At 57.2% G+C, this 26,701-nt stretch carries 17 protein-coding genes; 5 read left to right on the top strand and 12 right to left on the bottom strand.

Annotated features, from left to right (window positions below; translation table 11 throughout):
- Positions 1–530 precede the first annotated feature (530 nt).
- From E5201_RS13870 to hutI, 5 genes are read right to left on the bottom strand one after another with little or no spacing between them, the layout of a single operon-like run.
- The gene (locus E5201_RS13870) at positions 531–1,100 is read right to left on the bottom strand and encodes a HutD/Ves family protein (RefSeq protein ID WP_140987047.1); all 570 of its coding nucleotides are present in this window, start codon (positions 1,098–1,100) and stop codon (positions 531–533) included.
- 15 nt (positions 1,101–1,115) lie between these two features.
- Entirely contained in the window at positions 1,116–2,771 is a 1,656-nt protein-coding gene (gene hutU / locus E5201_RS13875; RefSeq protein ID WP_181404658.1) for a urocanate hydratase, read from the bottom strand.
- A gap of 49 nt (positions 2,772–2,820) precedes the next feature.
- Complete coding sequence (gene hutG / locus E5201_RS13880; RefSeq protein WP_140987049.1) at positions 2,821–3,633, bottom strand: N-formylglutamate deformylase; 813 nt, start codon at positions 3,631–3,633, stop codon at positions 2,821–2,823.
- Positions 3,633–5,171, bottom strand: coding sequence for a histidine ammonia-lyase (gene hutH, locus E5201_RS13885; RefSeq protein ID WP_140987050.1), 1,539 nt, complete (start codon positions 5,169–5,171; stop codon positions 3,633–3,635). The genes hutG and hutH overlap by 1 nt, the downstream gene beginning before the upstream one ends.
- Positions 5,168–6,379, bottom strand: a complete 1,212-nt coding sequence (gene hutI, locus E5201_RS13890) for an imidazolonepropionase (RefSeq protein WP_140987051.1) — start codon at positions 6,377–6,379, stop codon at positions 5,168–5,170. The genes hutH and hutI overlap by 4 nt, the downstream gene beginning before the upstream one ends.
- 118 nt (positions 6,380–6,497) lie before the next feature.
- Here hutI and E5201_RS13895 point away from each other — a divergent pair, with 118 nt between their 5' ends.
- Together E5201_RS13895 and hutC are read left to right on the top strand one after the other, a co-directional pair.
- Positions 6,498–7,856, top strand: a complete 1,359-nt coding sequence (locus tag E5201_RS13895) for a formimidoylglutamate deiminase (protein WP_140987052.1) — start codon at positions 6,498–6,500, stop codon at positions 7,854–7,856.
- Entirely contained in the window at positions 7,853–8,569 is a 717-nt protein-coding gene (hutC, locus tag E5201_RS13900) for a histidine utilization transcriptional repressor HutC (protein ID WP_140987053.1), read from the top strand. The genes E5201_RS13895 and hutC overlap by 4 nt, the downstream gene beginning before the upstream one ends.
- Before the next feature lie 44 nt (positions 8,570–8,613).
- Here hutC and E5201_RS13905 read toward each other — a convergent pair whose 3' ends face one another.
- The 6 genes from E5201_RS13905 to E5201_RS13930 all read right to left on the bottom strand — a co-directional run bounded on the left by E5201_RS13905 (position 8,614) and on the right by E5201_RS13930 (position 17,581).
- On the bottom strand, positions 8,614–10,764 hold the full coding sequence (locus E5201_RS13905) for a catalase (protein ID WP_140987054.1): 2,151 nt from the start codon (positions 10,762–10,764) through the stop codon (positions 8,614–8,616).
- A 267-nt stretch (positions 10,765–11,031) separates the two neighbouring features.
- Positions 11,032–14,463 (bottom strand): TonB-dependent receptor domain-containing protein, encoded by a 3,432-nt coding sequence (locus E5201_RS13910; RefSeq protein WP_181404651.1) that lies wholly within the window; start codon positions 14,461–14,463, stop codon positions 11,032–11,034.
- A gap of 113 nt (positions 14,464–14,576) precedes the next feature.
- The gene (locus E5201_RS13915) at positions 14,577–15,536 is read right to left on the bottom strand and encodes a FecR family protein (protein WP_140987056.1); all 960 of its coding nucleotides are present in this window, start codon (positions 15,534–15,536) and stop codon (positions 14,577–14,579) included.
- 101 nt (positions 15,537–15,637) lie between these two features.
- Positions 15,638–16,144, bottom strand: a complete 507-nt coding sequence (locus E5201_RS13920) for an RNA polymerase sigma factor (protein ID WP_140987057.1) — start codon at positions 16,142–16,144, stop codon at positions 15,638–15,640.
- Between the two features lie 71 nt (positions 16,145–16,215).
- Positions 16,216–17,019, bottom strand: a complete 804-nt coding sequence (locus E5201_RS13925; RefSeq protein ID WP_181404652.1) for an energy transducer TonB — start codon at positions 17,017–17,019, stop codon at positions 16,216–16,218.
- The gene (locus E5201_RS13930; protein ID WP_246050806.1) at positions 16,988–17,581 is read right to left on the bottom strand and encodes a biliverdin-producing heme oxygenase; all 594 of its coding nucleotides are present in this window, start codon (positions 17,579–17,581) and stop codon (positions 16,988–16,990) included. Before E5201_RS13930 ends, E5201_RS13925 begins: the two co-directional genes overlap by 32 nt.
- 333 nt (positions 17,582–17,914) lie before the next feature.
- Between E5201_RS13930 and E5201_RS13935 the strand changes: the two genes are divergently transcribed.
- The 3 genes from E5201_RS13935 (at position 17,915) to E5201_RS13945 (ending at position 26,468) form a co-directional block, all read left to right on the top strand.
- On the top strand, positions 17,915–19,051 hold the full coding sequence (locus E5201_RS13935) for a glycosyl hydrolase 53 family protein (protein WP_140987060.1): 1,137 nt from the start codon (positions 17,915–17,917) through the stop codon (positions 19,049–19,051).
- A gap of 339 nt (positions 19,052–19,390) precedes the next feature.
- Positions 19,391–22,435, top strand: a complete 3,045-nt coding sequence (locus E5201_RS13940; RefSeq protein WP_246050808.1) for a YDG domain-containing protein — start codon at positions 19,391–19,393, stop codon at positions 22,433–22,435.
- Positions 22,410–26,468: a beta strand repeat-containing protein gene (locus E5201_RS13945; RefSeq protein WP_140987062.1), complete on the top strand. Its 4,059-nt coding sequence runs from the start codon at positions 22,410–22,412 to the stop codon at positions 26,466–26,468. The genes E5201_RS13940 and E5201_RS13945 overlap by 26 nt, the downstream gene beginning before the upstream one ends.
- Here the strand turns inward: E5201_RS13945 and E5201_RS13950 are convergent.
- Positions 26,446–26,685 carry a hypothetical protein gene (locus E5201_RS13950; protein WP_140987063.1) on the bottom strand — a complete coding sequence of 80 codons (240 nt, stop codon included), beginning with the start codon at positions 26,683–26,685 and terminating at the stop codon, positions 26,446–26,448. The genes E5201_RS13945 and E5201_RS13950 overlap by 23 nt on opposite strands.
- Positions 26,686–26,701: the final 16 nt, after the last annotated feature.

The raw sequence follows: 26,701 nt of genomic DNA on the forward strand, positions 1-26,701 counted from the left end.
TAGCTGTTTGGGAGCCTGACCACTGAGCCAGGGCAGCTGAATTATGTATAGACTTATTGCTGATGGCCGCGTCGTCAACCGTGCATTACGCACATGCGAAATGGAAAAAGCCGGGCTCGAGTCTTTTTGACGTAGCGCTGATATTTATATTTAATTATAAAATACAATATATTAATTGGTGCAAAATGCACTTAATCACGCAATATTACCAATAACTTCACTGATGTTATTTGTCTTAATTTCAACATATTTCAATTTGTTACACCCATTTGAATATTAATTACTAATGAAACCATTTCCTTTTTACAGAGTCCTTCCACCTTCCGTTGCGTCATCCATGACCACAACGGCGACATAAAAAAAGCCCCCGCACAGGCGGGGGCAAGGTGACAGGTCAGGAGATCGGAGCGTTTTCCCAATAAGTGCCGCACTTATTGGATAAGAAAGAGCGACAAACAAAAATCAGAGCAAATTCTGTTCAGAATTTACTCTGACCGTGTTGACCTGAGTGGGTATGCGAATGGCGCTTGTTATAACTTCCCCTGAGGCCAGACGGCTTTTATCAGCCGGATCAGCAAAACCGCCCCATGACCCACCCTAAGGCTTTTCGGCCCCGTTGCTTCAAAATGCAGCAGATCAAACGCCGACAGGACATGGCCTGAAACCTCAGCCGTCTTCAGGGCAAATACAAACCCCTCCCCTGCCTCGACCGGTAGCACGTCACCCGTTTCCCCGCCGATGATTTCGGCACTGAAGCGTCCTCTGCGGGTCATGATATTCAGATCGGTAACCGAAGCACTGACCGGCGCACCGAATGCCGGTAACTCGCCGTCAAACCGGAGAGAGTCACCGCCCCCCAGCTCATGCCAGACGCCATTGACCTCCAGCCGCATTCGCCCCTCAAGCAGGGTCAGATGCCGGTCTATGCCACGAAAGACGGAGAACGCCCCCGCCTTATCGACCGTCGCCATACTGATGCGCCACTGAAAATTATGCATCCCCGCACCGGACGGGAAGACCGCCAGTTCCTGCGTCTGCCCGCCACCGTTTTTCCACGAGACGGTTTTACGATCGGCAGCGGGCAGAAGCGTCAGTTTCATCCCAATATACCCCCCTTAAAGTATGCCCGGCAGATCGAGACCCTTTTCACGGGCGCAATCGAGTGCAATCTCGTAACCCGCATCGGCATGACGCATGACGCCGGTCGCCGGATCATTCCACAATACACGCCCCAGACGCCTGGCCGCTTCGTCAGTACCGTCGGCAACGATGACAACACCGGAATGCTGCGAATAGCCCATGCCGACGCCACCGCCGTGATGCAGACTGACCCATGTGGCACCCGATGCCGTGTTCAGGAGCGCATTGAGCAATGGCCAGTCAGATACTGTGCCTGAGCCATCCTTCATGGCCTCAGTTTCACGGTTCGGAGACGCCACAGAACCGGAATCCAGATGGTCACGACCGATCACCACCGGTGCCTTCAGTTCCCCATTTTTGACCATCTCATTGAAGGCCAGCCCCAGACGGTGACGATCCCCAAGCCCGACCCAGCAGATACGCGCCGGCAAGCCCTGAAACTGAATCTTCTCCCGCGCCATATCCAGCCAGTTATGCAGATGCGCATTGTCCGGCAAAAGCTCTTTCACCTTGGCATCGGTCTTATAGATATCTTCCGGATCACCCGACAGCGCCGCCCAGCGGAACGGCCCGATCCCGCGACAGAACAACGGACGTATATAGGCCGGTACAAAGCCCGGAAAATCAAAGGCGTTCTCAACCCCTTCATCCAGCGCCATCTGACGGATATTGTTACCGTAATCGACCGTCGGCACACCGGCCTTCTGGAAATCGAGCATAGCCCGCACATGCTGCGCCATGGTCGTACGCGCGGCTTTGGCTACGGCGGCCGGATCACTTTCACGCTTGCTGATCCATTGCTCAACCGTCCAGCCCGAAGGCAGATAGCCGTTGACCGGATCGTGGGCTGACGTCTGATCGGTCAGAAGATCAGGCAGGACGCCACGTTTCAGCAACTCCGGCAGAATATCCGCCGCATTACCCAGCAAACCGACCGAAATCGGCTTTTTCGCCTCGCAAGACTCCCTGATCCATTGCAGGGCTTCATCAAGGCTTTCGGTCGAACGATCCAGATACCCCGTCCGCAGACGCATATCGATGCGTGACGGTTGACACTCAATAGCCAGACACGACGCCCCCGCCATAACCGAGGCCAGAGGCTGCGCCCCGCCCATTCCCCCAAGACCAGCGGTCAAAAGCCACTTGCCCGACAGGTCGCCGTCATAATGCTGACGGCCCATCTCGACAAAGGTCTCATAGGTGCCCTGAACGATGCCCTGCGCCCCGATATAGATCCATGAACCGGCCGTCATCTGGCCGTACATCATCAGGCCTTTTTTATCGAGTTCATTGAAATGCTCCCAATTGGCCCATTTGGGCACAATGTTTGAGTTGGCAATCAGGACGCGCGGCGCATTTTCGTGGGTTTCAAACACACCGACCGGCTTGCCTGACTGCACCAGAAGCGTCTGGTTGGTCTCAAGACGCTTCAGCGTCTCAACGATCTTGTCATAACAGTCCCAGTTGCGCGCCGCACGGCCAATACCGCCATAGACCACGAGTTCTTCGGGGTTTTCAGCAACATCCGGATGCAGATTATTCATCAGCATCCTGAGTGCGGCCTCAGTCAGCCAGGATCTGGCACTCAGTTCCGTACCCGTTGCCGGATAAATGACGCGACGGTTTTCAATTTGGGAGGACACAGCCAGACTCCTTGGGCTACGCAGAAAACAAAAAAAATTAAACGCGGGCGAAATGGATCGCGGCGTCGATCAGAGGCATGAGCACGTCGCGCAGACCTTGCGCCCGCTCAGAATCATAGGGGGTGGGCCAGTTGTCGGGCGTGACCTCAGACGGCTCATCCATGTATCCGCGACAGGCCAGCTCCATCTGGATGGCATGGACGCCGCGCATGGGCCGTCCATAATGGCGCGTGGTCCAGCCGCCCTTGAAGCGGCCATTGACCACATGGCTGAAGCCGCTTCGGCCACACAGTTGCGCGATAGCCAGACTTAAGGCCGGATCACAGGTCTGCCCGCCATTGGTACCAATATTGAACTGCGGCAACTCACCTTCAAACAGACGTGAAATATGCGAGCGGATCGAATGGGCATCATAAAGCACGACCCGTGGATGCAAGGCCTTCAGCCGCTCAATTTCCGCCTCAATCGCCTGATGATAGGGATCAAACCACGTCAGGCGGCGCTGCGTGATTTCCGCCTCGTCAGGGGCCTGCCCCGACCGGTAAAGCGCTTCACCATCAAAGCTTACGGTCGGACACAGTTCCGTCGTCGCCTGCCCCGGATAGAGCGAAGCCCCCGACGGATCACGGTTTACATCAATCACGGTACGCGAAAGCGTCGTACGCACCGTGGTCACATTCATACCGGCGGCAAAGTCATAGAGCTGATGAATCCACCAATCTGCATCCTTGCGCCCCATCCAGCCCGACACCAGACGATCCTCTATGTCGAACGGGATATCCGTGCCTGTATGCGGAAAGGCGATTATAACCGGCGCATGGCCTCTGCTGATCTCAAGAAAATCGGCCATCAGCCACCTACCTCCGGCAGTTCAAACGTCACCGCCGCCACCAGTTCACCCCGCGACACAAAGCCTATCGCCGCCTCAAGATCGGGATGAAAATGCCGGTCATCCTCAAGCGCCGGCACGACCTTGCGCGTGGCGGCCCGCGCCCGTTCCAGCACTTCGGATGAGGTCAGGGGCGCATGAAAATCAATGCCCTGCGCCGCCGCCAGAAGCTCGATGGCGATCACGGCAAAGGCGTTGTTCGCCATATCCATCAGGCGGCGCGCCCCATGTGCGGCCATAGACACATGGTCTTCCTGATTGGCGGAGGTCGGGATTGAATCCACCGAAGCGGGAAAGGCCCGCTGCTTGTTCTCGGAAATCAACGCCGCCGCCGTCACCTGCGGGATCATAAAGCCTGAATTAAGTCCCGGACGCGGCGTCAGGAAAGCGGGCAGACCCGAAAGCGCCGGATCAACCAGCATGGCGATACGGCGTTCGGCAATCGACCCGATTTCACAAATCGCCATAGCAATTATATCTGCCGCAAAGGCCACCGGCTCGGCATGGAAGTTCCCCCCCGAAAGCGCTTCGTCACCGTCTTCACCCGTAAAGATCAGCGGATTATCCGACACACAATTGGCCTCAAGCGACAGGGTGTGGGCCGCCTGACGCAGCACATCCAGCGCCGCCCCCATGACCTGCGGCTGACAGCGCAGACAATAGGGGTCCTGAACGCGGTTATCATTTTCAATGTGCGAAGCCCGAATGGCCGAACCACTCATCAACTGTCGCAAAGCCGCTGCCGTATCTATCTGGCCCTGATGGCGACGCAATATATGGATACGCGGATCAAACGGCGCATCCGACCCCTTGGCAGCTTCGGTCGAAAGCGCCCCCGTGATCAGCGCCGTCTGCATCAGGCGCTCGGCCTCAAACAATCCGGCCAGCGCATTCGCCGTTGAAAACTGCGTGCCATTAAGCAGAGCCAACCCTTCCTTCGGGCCTGGGGTAAACGGCTTAAGCCCCGCCGCCTCAAGCGCCTCTGCCGCCGGAACAGGCTTGCCCGCCACATCGATATGGCCATAGCCCAGCATGGTTGCCGCCATGTGTGACAAAGGTGCCAGATCGCCTGATGCGCCGACCGATCCCTGACACGGCACCACCGGTATCAGATCAGCCTCAAGCATGGCCTGCATAAGCTCAAGTGTTTCAGGCCGTATTCCCGATGCGCCCTGCGCCAGCGAGGTCAGCTTCAGCGCCATCATCAGACGAATGACCGCCTTGGGCGACGGCGCGCCGACACCGGCGGCATGGCTCAGGATGATATTGTACTGAAGCCTGACCAGATCGGCATCCTCGATACGCGTCGAAGCCAGCTTGCCAAATCCGGTATTGATGCCATAGACCGGCTCACCTTTCGCCAGAATACGCGCAATGGCCTCAGCGCTTTTTTGCACCCCTTCCATACAGGCCGGATCGAGGCGAAACCCGGCCCCGCGATAAATGGCCCGCCATTGCGACAGGCTGACCGAACCGGCGGTGAGGGTAAGGGTACTCATTGGGGAACTCCGTTAAAAACGCGGGCATGCAGCGGACGCGCGCCGATGCGGTACACAAGCTGTTCGGGGGCTTCGACATCCCAGATCGCCAGATCACAGGCCTTTCCGGCCTCAAGCGCGCCGGTCTCATGACCAAGACCGAGCGCGCGGGCCGCATTAAGCGTCACGCCCATAAGGCATTCGTCGACGCTCATGCGAAACAAGGTCGCCGCCATATTCATGGTCAGCAAAAGCGATGTCAGCGGGGACGTACCCGGGTTACAATCCGTCGCCAGCGCCATCGGCACACCGGCGTCACGCAGGGCCTGTATGGGCGGCAATCTGGTTTCCCGTACGAAGTAAAATGCCCCCGGCAGTAATGTCGCCACCGTGCCGTGACGGCTCATCTCGGCGATACCGGCCTCATCGAGATATTCCAGATGATCCGCCGACAAGGCTCCGTAATGCGCCGCCAGCTCCGCGCCGCGCAGATTGGACAATTGCTCGGCATGCAACTTGGTTCTCAGGCCGTGGCGATGGGCGGCTTCAAATACCCGACGTGTCTGGGCCGGTGAAAAACCGATGCCTTCACAGAAGCAATCCACCGCATCCGCCAGCTTTTCCGCCGCAACCGCGGGGATCATGCGGTTACAAACCTCATCAATATAGGCGTCCGCACGACCGGCATATTCCGGCGGCAGGGCATGCGCCCCCAGAAAGGTTGTCTTGATGCGCACCTGACGATGACCGGCCAAGGCCCGCGCGGCCCTAAGCATCTTCAGTTCGTCCTCAAGCCGCAAGCCATAGCCCGACTTGATCTCAATAGTCGTCACCCCTTCGGCCAGAAGATCATCAAGGCGCGTCAGCGCCGTCCTGACCAGTTCCGCTTCGCTGGCCTCACGCGTGGCCTTCATGGTCGAGACAATGCCGCCACCGGCGCGCGCGATTGCCTCATAGCTGGCCCCCTCAAGACGCATACGGAACTCTGCCGCACGATCACCGCCGAAAACCAGATGGGTATGGGGATCAATCAGGCCGGAGGTAATCAGCCGCCCCCCCACGTCATGCGTCTGCGTGTAATTAAGGCGCGGCGCACCTTCCTTCGTGCCCGCATAAAGGATGCGACCGTCACGCGCGGCAATAAGCCCGTCCTCAACCACCTGAAACCGTTTCCGGTCAGGCAGCGGCACCAGAAGCCGTGCATTTGTCCATGCCGTATAAGGGGTCATGTCATTGTCCGAAGGCTGCGAAAGAATTATGTATATACATGAACGTTAATGTATAGACATTATACTTGGCAAGAGGCATTATGGTTCCAGACGAAACTTTTTTCATAAGGACGATACGATGGCCGCAGCCGCATTATGGTTCGCTCAGGCCTTGCTGCCTGACGGATGGGCACAGCAGGTGCAGATCAAACTCCATGACGGCCATATTGCGTCCTTAACGACTGACACACCTCCCGAAGCCGGTGATGAACGCCACGCCATAGCCCTGCCCGGCATGAACAATCTGCACAGCCATGCCTTTCAGCGGGTGATCGCGGGCCTGACCGAACGGCGCGGCCCGTCAGCCGACAGTTTCTGGAGCTGGCGCGAACAGATGTACCGCTTTCAGACGCGTATCGGGCCTGAGGAACTGCGCACCATCGCGGCACTGGCCTATATGGAAATGCTCGAAACCGGCTTTACCCGCGTCGGTGAATTTCACTACCTGCACCATAATACGGACGGCACACCCTTTGACGATCCGGCGGAAATGTCCGCTGCCCTGTGCGCCGCTGCGGGCGACACCGGCATTGCCCTGACCCTGCTGCCGGTTTTCTATGCCCATGCCGGTTTCGGCGGCCAACCGCCCAATGCCGGACAGGCGCGCTTTATCCATTCGCTCGACAGTTTTGCCCGCCTGCTTGAGACCAGCCAGCCTCACCTGAACAGATTACCGGATGCGGTTCTGGGCATTGCCCCGCACTCCTTGCGCGCCGTGACACCCGAAGAACTGACCGCACTTTTACCGCTCTGCCCTGAAGGCCCGATCCATATCCACATTGCCGAACAGGTGCGCGAGGTCGAACAATCCCTCGCTCATTTGGGCGCACGCCCCATTGAATGGCTTCTGGCCAATATGCCCGTCGATGGGCGCTGGTGTCTGGTGCACGCGACACACATGACCGAAGCCGAAACACTCAATCTGGCGGCATCTGGTGCCGTCGCCGGTTTGTGTCCGATCACCGAAGCCAATCTCGGGGACGGCGTCTTTCCGGCAGAAGCCTTCCTGAACGCCGGCGGACGCATCGGCATAGGCTCTGATTCGAACGTCCTGATCAGCGCCACCGAAGAACTGCGCCTGCTGGAATATTCCCAGCGCTTTATCCATAAGGCCCGCAATGTGCTGGCCGCGCCGCTCGGCTCCACCGGTGCCAGACTGTACAAAGACGCCGTCAAAGGCGGCGCTCAGGCTTTAAAAGGCTGTGCAGGCCTTGCTGAAAACCATGTGGCCGATATAGTCAGTCTCGACGCCCGTTCCGCGTCGCTGACGGCCCGTCAGGGGGATGATATTTTGGACAGCCACATCTTTGCCAGCGCCCGTAACGGGATTGATTGCGTCTGGCGACACGGCCAGAAGCAGGTCAGCGGCGGCAAACATATCCAGCATGAGCGCATTGTTTCAACCTATCGCACCCTGATGGAAAGGCTAACGGCATGAACGCGCCCGTCTCCAACCTGCCCCTGCATCAGCAGATCCATCAGGACATAGAACAACAGATCCGCTCAGGCATTCTGTCGCCCGGCGACAAGATCCCGTTCGAGCACGAACTGATGGAAACCTATGGCTGCTCGCGCATGACCGTCAACAAGGCCTTAAGCCGCCTGACGACCTCCGGCCTGATTGAACGCCGCAAACGCGCCGGAAGCTTTGTGCGCCTGCCGAAACTCGATTCCACCGTCCTAGATATTCCTGACATTGAGGCCGAGATACTGGCGCGTGGCGAAACCTACGGCTTTGAGCTTCTGCATCGTTCGGTGCATCGGGCCGACACCCCTGACGAATGTGAACTGGCGGGGATTGGCGGACAGGTCTTATTCCTGCGCGGCCTGCACCTTGCTTCGGGCAGGCCACTGGTGGTCGAAGAACGCCTGATTAATCTTGAGACCGTTCCCGCTGCCCTGACTGTCGATTTTACCGATCAGTCCCCCGGCCATTGGCTGCTTGAGGTCGTGCCCTGGACGCAGGTCGAAAGCCAGATCAGTGCGATAAATGCCACTGACGATATTGCCGCATGGCTGCAAGGCGATAAGGGCATGGCCTGCCTTGAGGTTGAGCGGCGCACCTGGCGGGGCTATGAGCGCATCACCACCGTGACGCAAATCTATGATGGTGCCCGCTACAGCTTCACCGCCCGCTTTGATCATGACTAAGGCCGGAAAGTCGCCTTTTATCGACGACTTTCCGGCTGCGGAGATCATGGGGCGTCAGGTAATTCCCCATTGAGCGCCGTCATGGCCTTTTCCCGCGCCCAATAGCGAATTTCCGGCAATTTTTCGAAATACCCCGATAGCGCCCCCGAACCCTCCAGTTCGATGAATCCACTGTCAAGATCATCAATAATGCCTGCCTTTTCAATTAATTGAACAGCCTCAGGACTATAGGCGACAAATTTGAAGTGCGCGAACGCATCGGATACAAAATCACGTGCCGGTGATAACTTTGAAAGCTTGTCCGCACCGGGGCCATTGGTCAGAATCACCGGAAAATCGAACAGTACAGACGGCCCGCCATCGACCTTATGCTGCACAGGAATCTTCGTGCCATCACTCAATTCTACCTGTCCCGGTGTCGAAGCCACAACCTCAACCGTAGCTCCTGCCGTTGTCGCCGTATCGACAATGGCTTTATAAAGCGCGGCGTCAGCCCCGTCACTTATCAGTATGCCGAACTTGCGCCCTTTAAGCAGCCCCGGATTTTTCTTGAGGATACTCAGCGCATCCGAAGGGGGTAAGTCCATGCGCGGGGCCTGTTTCGGCGTCGCGGCTTTCGGCAGCTTTTCCAGCCCCAATCCTTGCGCCACCACACGCGCCAGCTTCTCGTCAATATTCAGAAGGTGCGACACCATACGTGCACGGATATCCTCGCGTTCACATTTGCTCAGTTCGAAAACAAGCGCGTTCTGAATATGGATTTGTTCAACCTCGGTCTGGCTGATGTAGAACTGTCGTGCCTGACTGTAATGATCCGCAAAAGACTCCGGACGGATACGCATCTTCGGGCCATCCGCCGCTTCGGGATAGCTGCGGAACCCTTCCGGTGTTTCGCGTGGACCACCATCGGCCCCCAGTTCCGGCGTCCAGGAATTAGGCTCGTAATTGACGCGGCCCTTGGGGTTATTAAAGGCCATATGCCCGTCTTGCTGGAAATGAGCGAACGGACAGCGCGGCGCATTAATCGGTAATTGTGTGAAATTCGTACTGCCCAGACGCTTGAGCTGCGTATCCAGATAAGAAAAGTTACGCCCCTGAAGCAGGGGGTCATTGGTGAAATCAAGACCCGGCACGATGTTCTGCGTACAGAAGGCCACCTGCTCGGTTTCGGCAAAGAAATTATCCGGCATCCGGTTAAGCACCATCCGCCCGACCATGCGCAAAGGCACCAGTTCTTCGGGGATAAGCTTGGTGGAATCAAGCACGTCGAAATCGAACTGTTCGGCAAAGTCTTCGTCAAACAGCTGCAATCCTAACTCCCACTCAGGGAAATCACCGGCCTTAATGGCATTCCAAAGATCGCGACGATGGAAATCCGGATCGGCACCGTTGATCTTGACCGCCTCATTCCACACTACCGATTGCGAACCGAGCTTGGGCCGCCAGTGGAACTTGACGAAGGTGGACTTACCCTCTGCATTGATCATGCGGAAGGTATGGACACCAAAGCCCTCCATCATGCGATAGCTACGCGGAATGGCCCTATCAGACATGGCCCACATAACCATGTGCATAGATTCCGGCATAAGGGTGATAAAGTCCCAGAAATTGTCATGGGCCGCCGTCGCCTGAGGAAAGCCACGGTCAGGCTCCTGTTTGACGGAATGCACCAGATCGGGAAACTTGATCGGGTCCTGAATGAAGAACACCGGAATATTGTTACCCACCAGGTCCCAGTTCCCTTTCTGAGTATAGAACTTCACGGCAAAACCACGCACATCCCGCGCCAGATCAAAAGACCCCTTATTGCCGACAACGGTCGAAAAACGCACAAAAACGGGGGTTTGTTCACCGGCGCGCTGAAACAGATCGGCTGAGGTCACGTCCGCCAGACTGTCATAGGTTTCAAAAAAACCATGTGCCCCATAACCACGGGCATGCACCACGCGTTCGGGTATACGCTCATGGTCAAAATGGAAGAGTTTTTCACGAAGATGAAAATCCTCCATGGCCACCGGCCCGCGCTGACCGACCTTGAGCGAATTCTGATCATCCGACACCGGAACCCCGGTCTGTGTCGTCAGCACTACCTCGTCGGCACCGGCCTGCTGGTGGGTTTCGCCGCCCGGCCCTTGCTGAAAGGTCTGGTCAACGTTTTTGGCTTTGGTAAAAATCTGATCCTCGGTCTTGGCCATTTCCTGTCCGCCTTTATGATGTGGTGAAATGCTCGGAAACCTGTCAGGCAGGCCCGTAGTGACCGGTGGAAGCTAACAGCCCTTCCGTAAGTTAGCGTCCCCTCACCACCACGACAGGGATCAAGAATACATAAGGCCTGCCCCGGTCAGGCGGGGCAGGCAATCGTCGCCACGGCACAAAACGCCGGAAATCCGTATCTCCTATGCCTCACAATACCAGCATAAGCCGTCAGCCTTCGGTCGAAAGCTGACGGCGTTTATAGCGCTTTAAAAACGATAGTTCAGACCAACACGCAAGGTCTGTGATCTGACGTCACTTCTGACTTTACGACCATTTACCACCTCGGCTGAGCCGGTGTGATTTGTCTCATCATAGATGATGGCATTGGTGTCTGGATCACGAACATAGTCGTTAGTGAGGGGATCGCGTTGAGCCACTCGGGTGACATAGTTCTGAATGACCCCCGTGCGCGCGTCATCAAAATTGTGGCTCTTTTTACCAAAATCACTGTTGAGATATTCCCCCTTAAGCGACCAGTTATCGCTCAGGGCAAACTCAGCCCCAAAACCCGCCACCCAGCCGGTGCGCGTGACCTTATCGCTTTCGCTGAAATAGCGCTGCGTGTTGTTCGGATTAACGCCGGCGGTCATACCGCGAAACTGTTCACGCGTCTCTTCGGTCTGCAAGGCCGCCAGACCGGCGGTGCCATAGACCAGTGTCCGGTCAAAGGCGTAGCCCACACGCCCGCGCAGATTGGCATAGAGTCTGGCTTCGCTGCGATAGGCCGCTTCCGCCGACTGGTTACGGATCAGGTTCGCGCTTTCACCGGTCTTAATGCTGTAAGACCCTTCAGCCGTACCCGAAGACACCTCTGCTTCGACACCCATGACCCAGCGATTTTGCAGTTGCCGGTTATAGCCTGCAACAAAGCCGCCCGTGACCCCATCCCCTTTGAACAGGCCGCTTTCATCAGAAGAACTGCCATCACCCAGCGTTACCTTTGCGTCGGATTCATAATTCACCGCGCCGGTCAGTCCCCCGATGTAGAAACCCGACCAGTCGCCATCAAAAGCGGCCAGACGGCTGTCATAACCCAGAGCCTGATGACGTTTTGACGCTGACTTCGGCCCACCGTACTGGCTCGTCAGGCTCAGGCGCACGGTGCGTCCCGGCGACGGGGTGCGCGCCCGTGTCAGGGCATCCATATAGAAACGATTACCGACATTTTCGACACTGCCATTGATCGTCAGATGGTCGTTCACCTCATAACTGCCGAACAGGTCATAAACCGCATAGGATACCCAATCGGACGGGTTGGAGCTTCCGGTCGAGATCGCCTTGCGCCCGACGGCCCGTTCACCGGCAAAAACGGTACGTAGCCCGAGGGTCAGCTTATCCGACAGGAAATGCCCGCCAAAGGTGACGCTGCCGGCATATTCCGGCGGCACGGCCTGGGACATATAGTCGTTGCCGCTGGTGTAATCGCCGCACGGCTCATAGCTGTTTTCGCCGGTCGCATTACAGAACTGCACATCTGTGTAGCGATTGATATTGCCTTCGATAAACAGATTGCGAAAGCCATAGTCGAACGCCACTTCCACGCCACGGAAGTGAACCTCGGGCACATTGGTATAGGTACGGTAATTGGTCGGCAGACCAAAGGCCGTACCATATTCGCGCATAATGAAGTCTTCGTAGCTGTTGTCAAAATAGGCAAGCTTGAGCTTCAGACGATCCGTGTCCGAGAACAGGCCGTCGCGCAAAATATTGAAGCCGAATTCGACATTTTTCGACACTTCCGGACGTAACAACGGGTTGGGCCGGATCAGATCATCCATATCCAGAAGCGTCTCACGCAAGGTGGCCGGACGCCAGCCTTCGGCATAGCTGGCAAACAGTTGCAGACCGTCCGCTGGCGAAACGGTCACCCCGACACGCGGGTTAAGACGACTGTCGCGCAAGGACAAAGGGGCCTGATTACGCCAGTTGGCACCGCGCGTGCGGAAGGCTTCCTGACTTAGGCCACCCGACAGACGCACCCATTCATTTACATCAAGATCAGCATTAATATAGGCACGGCTGACGTGGCGCTTGCCATCAAACGCCGTATTATCGCCCCATGGCCGAGGGTTGCGAACGCGGTTCCGTGACTCCTCAAACGAATATTGCGCGCCATATTTCAGCGACAGTTCACCAAATCCCGTATTGAGGAAGGCACGGTTCCATATATCTGTACCGCTGGTGACGCTTGAGACCTGACTGTCCATCGTCGCCCAGTAGTCTTCGATGTCGCTGACCCATAGTTCGGCATGCAGGTCGATCAGGCGGCTATCGGCCGGTTTCCAGCGATATTTCGCCGTGTAGACGTTCGACAGAACCTCGCTGATCGGCTCCTGAGCGATCCAGGCCCACTGACTGAAGGGGTTGTTGGCGTCCGGATATTCTTCACCATATTGGCTGTCGTAGCGGATATAACCCAACTCAATCGCATGACCATCCCCGTAACGCACCGTGCCCTTCAGAAGCACGGATTGCGTTTCCTGAGAGGTGTTGAAAATCTCACCCCCCCGTTGATAACGCGTCATGGGATGTTCGGTCACCACACCGGTACGTGGCGCGATCAGTTCAATCGTACTGTTGCCGTTTTTACCACCATAATAGTTGCCGTTCACCCGCTCGACAAAGCCCGCGACAAATTCAAAACGGTCAGCCTTATAGGCACCGGTCACGCTAAGGTTACGCGCATCCGTTGACAGGCCCCGATCACGACCGAACTGCTGAATCTGGTTGCCGTTGGATATGGGCGACGGATCGACCGTATTGTCATGCACACCGGCACGAATACGGAAACCAAAACGATTGCCTTCGCCCACCAGATCATGCGCAATCAGGGTACGCATATTGACGACACCGCCCATGGCACCGGCACCATAGGCACTGTCGGACGGACCTTTGGAAACGTCAATCCCGCCGATCAGGTCAGGATCGACAAAGGTACGGCTGCTGGCCCCGCCATAGCCACGATAGGTAGAGGTCGTCTGTGCCGCGCCGTCAATTAGTGTCGCCACGCGGTTCATACCCTGAAGGCCGCGAATATTGAGATCAAGCGACTGACCATTGCGGTTGCCTGCCGAAATTACCCCCAGCGTATTCAGGAACATATCTCCCGTTGAGGTCGGCGGAATACGCTCGATCTGCTCGCGGGTGATGTGGCTGACTGAACCCGCTGTGGCAAATGGACTGTCGGCATCAAAGCCTTCGTCAGATATCCCGCGCGATCCTGAAACCATCCCACCAGCGGTGTTCACCGTGCCCTCAACCCGAATGGCCCCCAGTTGCAATGCCCCCGCTGAGGCCGGTGCCTTCTCAAGTGTAAAGGCCGTCGCCCCTGTCTGACGATAGGTCAGACCGGTGTCGGCCAGCAAACGCGACAGACCATCCGACACACCATAGCTGCCCTTAAGACCTTTGGACGACACGCCTCGCGTCAGTTCAGCGCTGTAGAACAACTCAATGCCCGCCTGTTCGGAAAAGCGGTTAAGCGCCTGCGTCAGCCCCCCCGCAGGAATGTCATAGCTGTGTCCAGCCTGTGCCTGCGCCAGCGCCGGAAAAGCCACAAACCCCGAAAGCGCCGTTGTCGCCAGAAGGCACGATGCCAGAACCCCACGCAGTCTTACGCTGTTTTTACCCGAACCCATTATCTTAACCTGTCTCCTGAACATCATCGGGCATACCGCACCATTTGCGAATGCCCCTCAATATTAAGAGACGTCCGGCACGCAGGTCTGTGTAACCGCTCCGGTCATTTTATTTAGGGATGCAGCAGCACCAGCCCGCCAGGCAGACGCGTCGTGCGAATCATAAGCGCCATTTCAATGGCGGTCAGGGCGGCACGCGTGTCATCGGTGCGGAACGAGCCGCTGAAACGCTGTCGTGACAGGGCCTGATCCGTAATCACAATGCGCCCCTTGTGATAAAGGTTGAGTTCCCGCACCACATCACCCAGCGGACGATCGGCAAAGACCAGACGCCCGCGCATCCATGCCGAAGCATCCGCAACCTCAAGCCGGTAAGCTTTTGTCAGACCCTGCGCCCCGTAATTGACGCCCTCACCCTCGCCAAGGGTTATGTGGTGGCTCGCCGCCTCAACCCGCACACTGTGCTCCGTGACAAAGACCTGATGCTGTGCCCTGTCGTGCCGGACAATGAACTCAGTCCCCAGCGCCGTCGTCGCGCCGTTTCCTGCCTCAACCGTGAACGGACGCGCCGCATCCTTTGCCACCGTAAAGGCCGCCTCACCTTTCAGCAACCGCACGGTGCGCCGCTCAGGCGCATAATTTACCGCCACCGCGGCCTGACTATTGAGATGGATGACCGAGCCGTCCTCAAGCCGGATCTGGCGCGTTTCACCCGTCGCGGTCATGTAGTCTGCCCCAAGCCGCGTCGGCAGGTCATAGGCCGCTCCAGCCACCCCAAGGGTCAGACAGGCCGCCAGAGCCGCACCTGTAACCTGCCCAAAGCGGCGACGCCTGATGCGCCTCTGCCGCTCTAAAGCGCCCTCTACCGGTGCCGCCCCCATCTGCGCCCAAACGGTTTCCAGCCGCTCAAAGGCCGCCCGGTGACGCACATCTGCCGCCAGCCAGCGCACCAGTTCTGCCATCTCCGCAGGCGTCAGGGTTCCGGCGTCACGCTCGGTCAGCCAGCGCGCTGCCGTCTGACGGATATCTCCGTCAGACGCCGCTTCTGTTTCTGGCGATTGCCTTATAACCATAATATCCCGTACCTGCCCGCCGCCCCGTGCGGATCGCGGGGTGTGTTCATATCTTATGACGCTTGCGTCTGGCAAACTGTGTAGCCCGACACGAAATAATGCTAATTATACGAAGATAAGCGCGTATCACAATGCAACAGAGCGGTACGCAGATGCTTGAAAACCATGCTGCGGCTCAGACCCATTCGCGTGGCGATGTCATCCACCGTCAGTTCCTCGAATTTGCGCAGGCGGAATATCTCACGACACTGCGGGCTGAGTTCCTCAAGCGCCGTCAACACAATGCGCAGGTTTTCCTCATCAATCAGCGCCTTTTCTGCGGAGGCCACCGGTGCCATGGCATCAGGCATCTCGCCATTCTCAAACAGAACCGCATGCCGCCGGTCAGCCCTTAGGCGATCGGTCGCCAGATTTGACGTCAGCCGATAGAGATAGGCCTTGGGATTAAGGATCGGCGGATCATCTTCGACGCGCTGGATTTTAAACCACAGGCTCTGGGTGACATCCTCCGCCGCCGTCAGGCTGCCCACAATTCGTCGCGCCAGCCTTATCAGGGACGGACGTTCCGAAATCAGCAATCGGGAAAGCAGTGCGGAATTAGCAGGCATGTCTTATCTGAAGGTCACGGGATACGCCGTGACCCTACATGTATTGAGAATAATTCGCAATAACTTCGCGGTCATCGAATGAAAAATTCCACCGGCACAGTGATTTCTATGGGGTTGCCTGTTACATCTTCGGGTGGTTTCGGCAGGGGCACACTGCGCCTGAGCATGTTCAGGGCTTCGCGATCAAGCGCGGCATAGCCGGATGAACGATCGACCTTAGACGTCACAACACGCCCGTCCCGATCCATTGAAAAGCGTAACCAGACCACGCCCTGCTGTCGCCGTGACCGGGCGTCAGCCGGATAGCGCTTGTTCTTCTCCAGATGGCTCATCAGACGCATTTGCCAGGTTTGGGGCGAGCTTGAGGCCAAAGGTGCCGGCGGGGCCGGACGTGACAGCGGAGCCGTCGTTTCCGGCGCAGGCGTAGCATCGACCATTGGCGATACCTCCGGCACTGGTGGCGGCGCAGGAATAGGCTTCACATCCGTCGGCAGGGTACGGGTTATGATCCGCTCCATCGGTTTCGGTCTGGCCTTTGACGCCGCCGCCTCAACCTGCTTCGGCCCCTCCGGTTGCTCCGAAGGCGGTTCCGGTGGTGCCTGAAGGTGAACCATCTCAACCGCAATGGACGGCTCTTCAAAAAGCATAGGGTCAGGCGTGCTGACCTTCCAATAGGCCACCATCATCACAGGCACGATGTGAAAGGCCACCGCACAGCTAAGCCCCGCCCCCCAGCGGGACTTAGCCTTATGCCGCTGATCCAGCATCATCGGCGTAAGGGATGGTTGTTTCACCTCAGTCACGATATTGCGCGTCACAGGCAGGGCGGCCTCAAACATGGCGTCACGCTTCGTATTGGGCCTGAACCAGCGCATGGACACGTTTGAACGCCGTTTCCGCACCAGCGGTGACCCGCGCCTCCTCTTCAGTCGTGAGGGCAATTTCATCGAGCGCCTTGGTAAAGGTCTTCCAGTGCAGGCCACGACCTTCATCCGCCGGTGCCAGATGACGTGCGCCATGACCCGCATCCAGCCCCAGCTTTGCGGCAAACTTCAGAAGGAAAGCCGCCCCAAGATTGGAGCCTTCGGCCACATAAAGCCAGCCCAGCGCCGTCGGCAGGTCCACCTCACCGGCATGGAAATGGGGCGCCCTGTCCGCAACCGGCAATTCCGCCCCCACATCCCCCAGATCGTGAACAATATCATCGAAACGACGACGCCCCTTCAGGTCCGGCAGCAAAGCGTCCAGCACAGGCTCATCATAAAGCCTATAGATATCACGATGAAACAGATACTGTACCTTGAGAAAACGGGTATAGTTTTCAACACTCGCAAACGGGTTATGCGCCATGATGGTCTTATCCAGACGCTCATGCGTGTCCGTCGTAAGGCCCTTTAACCGCTTGGAACGGCTCTCGTTTTCAATAACTTCCACCACTATTTCTTACTCCGCAATATGACCGGATACAGACCCGCGGCATTAAATATGCGCCGCCTGCATCTGAGAGGCAGACGCAAAAAACTGCCCTCATATGAGTAAGACGTTTGTCAGGACGAATAATTCAGCCCTAAGGCTACTTTTTCACTGATGATGCCCCTCACCCCTGAAAAAGCTTCATTATCTGCCTTGATAAAGCTTTGCGAATAAGTCACCATCGATCACAAATAATCAATATGCCTCAGGAAAAGGGAAAACGTCATGGACCGGAGGGGTTTAAACCGCCGCAAGCTGAACAGTGCTTTGGGGTTAGGGCTTTTGAGCCTTCCCCTCATGTCTGCCTTACCCAACCGGGCTGCCGCCACCCTTGCCAGGCGTCCCTGGCCGTTTCTGATTGGCGCAGACGTTTCATGGATACCTCAGGACGAAGCGCAGGGCGCGGTCTATTTCGACAAGGGCATCCAGAAAGATCCGCTCGATATTCTCAAAGACGCTGGTTTTAACGCTATAAAACTGCGCCTGTTTGTCGATCCTGAAAATGGCTATTCCCGACGTCAGCCGGACAAGAAATGGTGTGGCATCGATCAAACCATCGCCTTTGCCCGACGCATCAAGGCGGCCGGAATGCATCTGTCGCTTACCCTGCACTACAGCGATACATGGGCCGATCCGGAACACCAGAGCCTGCCCGCAGCGTGGAAGGACTTTTCCTTCACTCAGCTTACCGACGCGGTCTATAAACACACCCATGATAGCCTGCTGGCCATGAAAGCGGCAGACGTTGCCCCTGATCTCGTTCTGATTGGCAACGAAACCACCTTCGGCATGTTATGGCCGCACGGGCGTGTCCCCCTGACCATTCCGACCGGCAATCCGGTCACAGACGCCAACCACATGAAAGTCGATGCCGCGGGCGGATTTGATAATTTCGCCACCCTGCTCAAGGCCGGATTGTCGGCCTGTGGCGACACCGTACCGACAGCTAAAACCGCGGTTCATAATCATCTGGGCCGTCACTGGCCTATCGTGGAAAACTGGATAGACAATCTGCTTAAACGTGACGTGCGTTTCGACGCCACCGGCTTTTCCTGCTATCAGCAGGCAGAAGAAGGCGACTGGGAACGCACCTTCCGCGAATATGTAAAACGCTATCCCGATCTCGGCTTCTTCGTCGCGGAATATTCCAGCCGCAAAACCTATGTCAATGAGATCACCCATGCGCACCCGTCGGGCTGGGGGGCCTATATCTGGGAGCCCACCCGCCATCAGGAAGCTGTGTTTGACAAAGACGGCGAAAACGCAGGCGAAGGCCCGCGTCCCAACCTTATCTCTCAGGGTCTGAATGCGGCTGAAGCGCCCGGCTCAACCCCGGCTACGGGTGCTCCTCAAAGATGGCGCAGCCCGGGCGGCCGTTATGACAGTAATACCTTTCTTGATACCTACCGGCAGATGGCCCACAGCTACAGGTAACCGGATGCCATTGTGTGCCGTTGAAACTCTAGCGATTGATGAACTTGTGCCCTGAGTGACGTCCTTGAGCGACGCAATCAGGGCATTGCCATCAACCCTAAGGTGTTAGCCAAAAAAACACCCGAAAACCTCACTCTGCTAACATACGATTAATCATATCATGCCAGATGGTAACCTTAGTTCTGGTAATAGAATACCATGGCTGGCTTTATTGTTCCGTTTCGCGTACCTGCTACAGTTGCCGATCTAACGCCAGTTCACCTCCCTAAACGCACACCTCTTCGCCGACATTTGCTTGTCAGTGTATTCAGTCTCCTGGCCGGAGGGACGACGCCTTTGATGGCGCAAAACGCGGCCCTGCCTCAGGGGGGAACAGTAGTGCGCGGCGAAGCCACACTTTCCCGCCCTGCCCCCAATCTGCTGACGATTGATCAGGCGTCACAACGGGCCGTAATTGACTGGACCGATTTTTCTATCGGCTCAAACCATCAGGTCGATATCCGCAACGGTAGCGGCGCGACGCTTAACCGCGTACTCGGCGGTCAGATTTCACAGATCGACGGCCTTCTGAGCAGCAGCGGCTCGGTCTATATCATGAACCCCAACGGGGTGATCGTCGGGGCGGGCGGTCGTGTTCTGGCCGGTGGTAATTTCGTGGCCTCGTCACGGCCCTTTGATACCGACGCCTTCATGAACGGCGACAGCCTGCGTGCCCAGGGTGCGTCAGGCGGCGACATCATCAATCAGGGTGAAATATTATCCCGTCAGGGCAGTGTGGTGCTGATCGGACGCTCCGTCACCAACAGCGGTCACATTTCCGCTGACAACGGCACGGCCTCACTGGTGGCTGGTGATGATGTGCTTCTGACCACGCTTGAGGATCAGGGCAGCCGCATCTTTGTGGCCTTAGGCGATGCGCAAGCCACCGAAGACCATGTCACGCAGGATGGACGCATTACGGCCGCCGCGGCTTCGCTGCAATCGGCAGGCGGCAATATCTACGCACTGGCTGGCAACCGCGACAATCTGGTTCAGGCTACGGGCACGCAAACCATAGGCGGTCAGTTGTGGCTGTCTGCGCCCACGGGCACGGTAGCGGTTTCAGGCAACCTGATTGCGCGTAACGACGACGGCAACGGCGGGCGGATTAACGTCAATGGTCAGACTGTTAACCTACGCAGCAGCGCCGTACTTGATGCACGCGGCACATCCGGTGGTGAAATCGTCGTCGGTGCCGATGCTTACGGCACGGCTCAGGGGCTGGCAGCGCACGCAACCCTTGCGGACGGGGTCAGCCTGCTGGCAGGCGGGGCATCCGGTGGCGGACGCATCGAAACCTCGGCGCGCCATCTTGAGATTGGAAAGGCACATATTCGCGCCGGAAAGGGCGGCGAATGGCTGCTTGATCCCGATGATCTGCTGATCGATGCGGGCGCCGCACAAACCATTGTCGACACGCTGAATGCAGACACGAACGTGCACCAGCAGACCACGGCAGGCGGCACGGGCGGCAGCGGTGATATCACCGTGGCCTCGGACATCATCTGGACAGGCACCGGTAACCTGACGCTTGAGGCGTTCAATAATATTAACGTCAGTGCCGACATTTCCGGCGTCGGTTCAACCACCCTGATTGCCGGCAATGATATTGACGTTCACAGCACCGTTTCCAGCAGCACCATCAATATTACGGCCGACAATCAACTGACCCTGCATGGCGGGAGCCTTAATGCCGTCGGCGACATCATCCTGAATGCGCCGCGCTTTGATAATCACGGCGCAAACCTCAATTCGGACAGTGGTCGCTGGCTCGTCTACACCAATGATCCGGCGCTCAATGTCACCGAAAGCATGACGCCCGATTTCTATCAGTATAATGCCTCGACCGGTTCAACGGTTCTGGGGTCTGGTAACGGGATGCTGTTCAGCATTAACCCGAACATTTCCATCACACTGGGGCCGATCACCAAGACCTATGACGGCACCACCCTTGCCGTGCTGAACGACAGCAATACCACCGTCACCGGCCTGCACACAGACGACAGCTGGACGCTGGACGGCACCTTCTCCAACAAGGACGCAGGCACGGGCCGGACGGTTACCGGCTCCAATTTCACAGTCGAGCGCGCTGGCGTAGCGGTTCATGGCTACAGCCTGACAGATGCCACCCCGACCACCAACCTGGGCACGATCGATCAGGCCATCCTGACCGGTCTGATCGTCGGCACGCCGTCGAAAGTCTATAACAAGACCACCACAGCCAGCCTGTCGTCCGCCAACTATGCCTTTGACGGACTGGCCGCCGGAGAATCAATCACCGTCCGTCAGGCCGCCAGCGTCGCCTATGATTCTGCCGATGCCGGTGCACGGATCGTGGATGCCACCTTTGCCGCCACCAGCTTTTCAGCCGGGGCGGATACGCTTTTATCAAACTACGTCCTGCCTACCACGGCGACCGGCGTGGTTGCCGACGACAAGACCTATAACCGCCAGATCACCACGTCTCTCAACACCGACAATGCCGCGCTCTATGGCGTTCTGGTAGGTGACGATGTGACACTCGACCTCAGCGGCGCGACAGGCTTTTTTGCCGATTATAATGCCGAAGCCGACAAGGTCGTTATGGCCAGTGGCTTTACCCTTAACGGCACAGAGGCGGCTAACTATTACCTCATTCAGCCGCAGGGCCTTAAGGCCACCATTAACCGGGCTGGCCTGAGTGTCACCGGTGTGACGGCTTCGAACAAGATATATGACGGCACGACCGACGCCACGCTCAGTCTGGGCAGTGCCGGTTTGAGCGGCGTCAGCGGCGGCGATAATGTCGCCCTGTCCACAACCGGCGCCAGTGGCAATTTCATTTTCTCCAGCGCAGGCTCGAATATCAGCGTTAACACGTCCGGCTTTACCTTGACCGGAAACGACCGCAACAATTACAGCCTCAGTCAGCCCTCAAGCCTGACGGCGGATATTACCCCGCGTGCCCTTACCCTTAACCTCACCGGCACCCCGACTAAGGTCTATAACGGCCTGACCAATGCCTATATCAACGCTTCCCATTATGAACTGACAGGCTTCATCGCCGGTGAAGGCGCGGCCATCACCCAGACATCGCAGGCCCATTATGCTTCGCAGAATGCGGGCACGCACACGATTACGGCCACCATCGCCCCTTCGGACTATTCGGCCAATAGCGGCACCAGCCTGGCAAACTATATCCTGCCGACTTCGGTGACAGGCACTGGCACCATCACCCGCGCGCCGATTCTCATGCAACTCGAAGGGAACCCGATCAAGGAATATGACGGCAATACGACAGCGACGCTTAATCCGTCCAACTTCCTTCTGTGGGGCTTCATTGACGGCGAAAGGCGCGACGGTTAACCAGACCGTTGGCACCTATAGTGACAAGGATGCCGGTTTCCGTGATGTCAGCGTAAGCATCAGCGAAAGCGATCTGACCGCCAGTGCTGGCACCCTGCTGTCTAACTACAGCTTCCCGACACTGGTATTCGGGGTTGGCACGATCACACCGGCAAGGCTGGGCGGCCATATATACGCCGAAATCATCAACAATCCGACCAAGACCTATGACGGCACGACCGTCGCCTATCTGACAGCGAGCAATTTCAATCTGACGGGCTTCGTGGCTGGCGAAGGGGCTACAGTCACCCAGACGGTGGGCACCTACGGCAACAAGAATGCCGGCGTTCAACCGGTTATGGCCACGCTGACGGCGGGAGATTTTGTCGCTAATTCGGGCACAAACCTGTCAAACTACATCCTGCCGACCCAAGCCTATGGTACAGGAACGATACAACGTGCTCTCATTGCAGCGTCCATTTCTGGTGATCCAACCAAGGTCTATAATGGTACGCGTACGGCCGAACTGACGGCGGCAAACTATGCCTTTTCCGGCTTTGCCAGCGGAGAAGGTGTCACGGTCGCCAATGGTCTTGATGTCCGGTATGACCATAAGGATGCCGGTGCGCGCACGATCACAGTCAATTTCGCCGCCACCAGCCTTGTGGCCAATAATAACACCTTGCTGCTGAACTATATATTGCCGACGACGGCAACGGGCACAGGCACCATTACCCGCGCACCGGTCACAGTGGTGGGGGCCGTTGCCAATAACCGCGTCTATGACGCCACCACCCTTGCCACGCTCAATCTCGGCAATGCGCGTTTGTACGGCCTGATCGACGGCGATGTGATTTCTCTCGACACCTCCGGAGTCATCGCGACATTTGGCTCCGCCGATGCCGCAAACGGCAAGGGTGTTACCGCAAGCGGCTTCGACATTGGCGGGCAGGATGTCCATAACTACCAACTGTTTCAGCCTACAGGCCTGAGCGCTAACATTACCCGCAAAGCCCTTACCCTCAGCCAGATTACGGCCCTGAACCGTGCCTATGACGGCACGACAAACGCCGCGCTGAATACCGCTTCGGGCATATTGAATGGCGTTATAGGAACGGATGCCGTCAGCGTTAACACGGCAGGCATCAGCGGCACGTTTGCTGACAAGAACGTCAATACCGGCATAGGCGTGACCTTAAGCGGCCTCGGCCTGAGCGGGGCGCAGGCAGGCAACTATACGATTGCTTCCAGCGTAACCGATGCGCTGATCGGCCAGATCACCCCAGCCGCCCTGACCGTCAGCGGCGTGGTGGTCAATAATAAGGTCTATGACAGATTAAGAACAGCCACCTTCTCAAGTTATGGCACCCTGTCCGGCCTGCTGGGATCAGACGATGTGATCCTCGACCCGGGTGCGGTTACAGGTCAGTTCAACAGCAATGCCAATGTCGCCAATAATAAAGGCGTAACCGTATCCGGCTACAGCATCAGCGGCAGTGATATGGGTAACTATACCTTCACGCAGCCTACAGGTGTTACAGCTAATATCACCCCTAAAACCCTGACCGTTGCGTCCGTGCAGAAAACATATAATGGCAATCGGGCAAACAACGGAGCCACCTATCGTTTGGCGGGTGTTATCTCCAGCGATACGGTTACGATGTCGGCCACTAACAACGCCAGCGCCTTTGGCGACAAAAATGTTGCCGGTCAGTGGAACGGTTTATCAGTTGATAATGGCATCAGCATCAACCTGACCGGCGTTACACTAAGCGGCGCACAAAGCGGCAACTACACGATTGCGTCAACGGTAACCAACGAGGCCATTGGCATCATTACGCCGAAAAACCTGACCGCGGCCATTATCAACAACCCGACTAAAACCTACGACCGGACGAATACTGCCACCCTCACCAGCGCCAACTTCACCTTGTCGGGTTTCATTACCGGCGAAGGCGCAAGCGTCATCCAAACAACTGGCACCTATAATTCCGTCAATGCGGGTTCGCGCACCGTGACCGCCACCCTGGCCCCAGGCGACTTCACAGCCAATGGCGGCACACTTCTGTCGAACTATAATCTGCCCACGACCGCCACAGGTGCGGGCACAATCAATAAGGCCACAGTAACCATCAGCGGCCTTACGGCGAACAATAAGATTTACGACACCACTACCTCTGCCACGCTTTCAGGCACAGCCACTCTTAACGGCATAGTGTCAGGGGATACGATTACCCTCAATGCCTCGGGCGCGACCGCTGTATTTGCCAGCCCTGATGCCGGTACCGGCATCACCGTCACGGCTACGGGCTTTGCCCTGAGTGATAGCACCAACTACCTCCTGACCCAGCCAACGGGCCTGAGCGCCAATATTGCAACCGCCAACCTGACCCTGACGCGTGTCGAGCGCGTCTATAATGCAGGCACCGGCCTTGCGGGCAGCACCTATACTCTGGCTGGAGTCATCGGCGGTGACGACGTCGGGGTCAATACAAGCGGGATCACCGGTAACTTCGCTAACAAAAATGTCAACACCGGTATCAGCCTGAGCCTCACAGGTCTGGCGCTTAGCGGTGCCCACGCCAATAATTACGTGATCAATTCTACTGTCACCGATGCACAGATCGGCGTAATCACCCCCGCAACGCTTACCTTAAGTGGGATTGCGGCTCTCAGCAAAATATATGACGGATCAACAAACCTGATGCTGGACAACAGCGGCCTCACGCTTAATGGCCGTCTGGGAACCGATGATCTGGAATTAAGTGCGCTGGGCGCAACCGCTGCCTTTGGAACGGCAAATGTCGGCACCTATACGATCAATGCCAGCGGCTATAGTCTCGGTGGGCAAGATGCCGGGAACTATATCCTCACCCAGCCGACGGGACTGAGCGCTTCTATCACACCCAAGGCGTTGACGGCAGCCATCATCGGCACGCCCACAAAGACCTATAATGGCAACACCAATGCGGCCCTGACTAACGCTAACTTTGCCATGTCAGGCTTCGTTACCGGCGAAGGCGCAAGCGTTACCCAGACCACAGGCACCTATGCCTCTGCTGATGCCGGTTCACGCAACGTAACCGCCAATCTCGCTTCCGGTGATTTCTCGGCCAATAGCGGTACACTTTTGTCGAACTATACCCTGCCGACAACCGCCACCGGCGCGGGCCTGATAAATCAGGCTGTGCTGACCGCAGCCATCATCAACACGCCAACCAAAACCTATAACGGCAACAACACTGCCGCCCTGACCAACGCCAACTTTGCCCTGTCAGGCTTCATCTCAGGCGAAGGCGCAAGCGTTACCCAGACCACAGGCACCTATGATTCCGTCAATGCCGGTAACCGTAACGTCTCCGCCATCTTGGCCTCAGGCGACTTTACCGCCAACAGCGGCACGCTTTTGTCGAACTACGTCCTGCCAACCGACGCCACCGGTGCGGGTCTGATCAATCAGGCCATACTTACCGCCGCTATCATAGGCACACCCACAAAGACCTATAACGGCAATGCTGACGCGGCTCTGACCGACGCTAATTTCACCCTGTCAGGCTTCGTCACTGGCGAAGGCGCAAGCGTTACCCAGACCACAGGCACCTATGATTCCGCTAATGCCGGCGCGCGCGGTGTGTCGACCACCGTGTCCGATGCCGATTTCCGTACCGATGGTTCAACCCTGATGTCGAACTATGACTTACCGGCCAGCATCACCAGTACCGGTCAGATCGGCCGTAAAAACCTGTCGGCAGCACTGGTCAATGTCAGCAAACCCTATGATGGCACCACAGACGCGCCCCTGACCGGCAGCAACTTCGTGTTTGAAGGCTTCATCACCGGCGAAGGCGCGACATCTATTCAGACCAGCGGTCAGTTCGCGGGTTCGGTCGTCGGCACGCATGACGTATCCGCCACCCTTAGCCCGTCCGACCTGATTGCTGATACCGGCACCTTGCTGGACAATTACGTGTTGCCAACCCGCGCCGAGGGTCAGGGCGTCATTTCCCCGACCACCATGGACATAGCCTCGATCACCGCGCGCGCTTGGGGGTAGCGACAAGCCAACTGAAACCCAGAAGCAAACCGCCCTGCGCCTGACCTTCGTTGTCGCCAATCCGCGTATCTATATCCCCTATCCGGCACCGGATGCACTGGCCACCTGGCGCACTAATGGCTTCGGCAGCCTGCCAAGCATCATGGTGCAGGTACAGGCCAGTGCCGAAGACAGCCAAAACGGCGGCGTAATGCCGATCATCAACTCTACCGAACAAATCCTGTTACAAGGCG

It is taken from the genome of Asticcacaulis tiandongensis, assembly GCF_006475605.1.
GTDB lineage: Bacteria > Pseudomonadota > Alphaproteobacteria > Caulobacterales > Caulobacteraceae > Asticcacaulis > Asticcacaulis tiandongensis.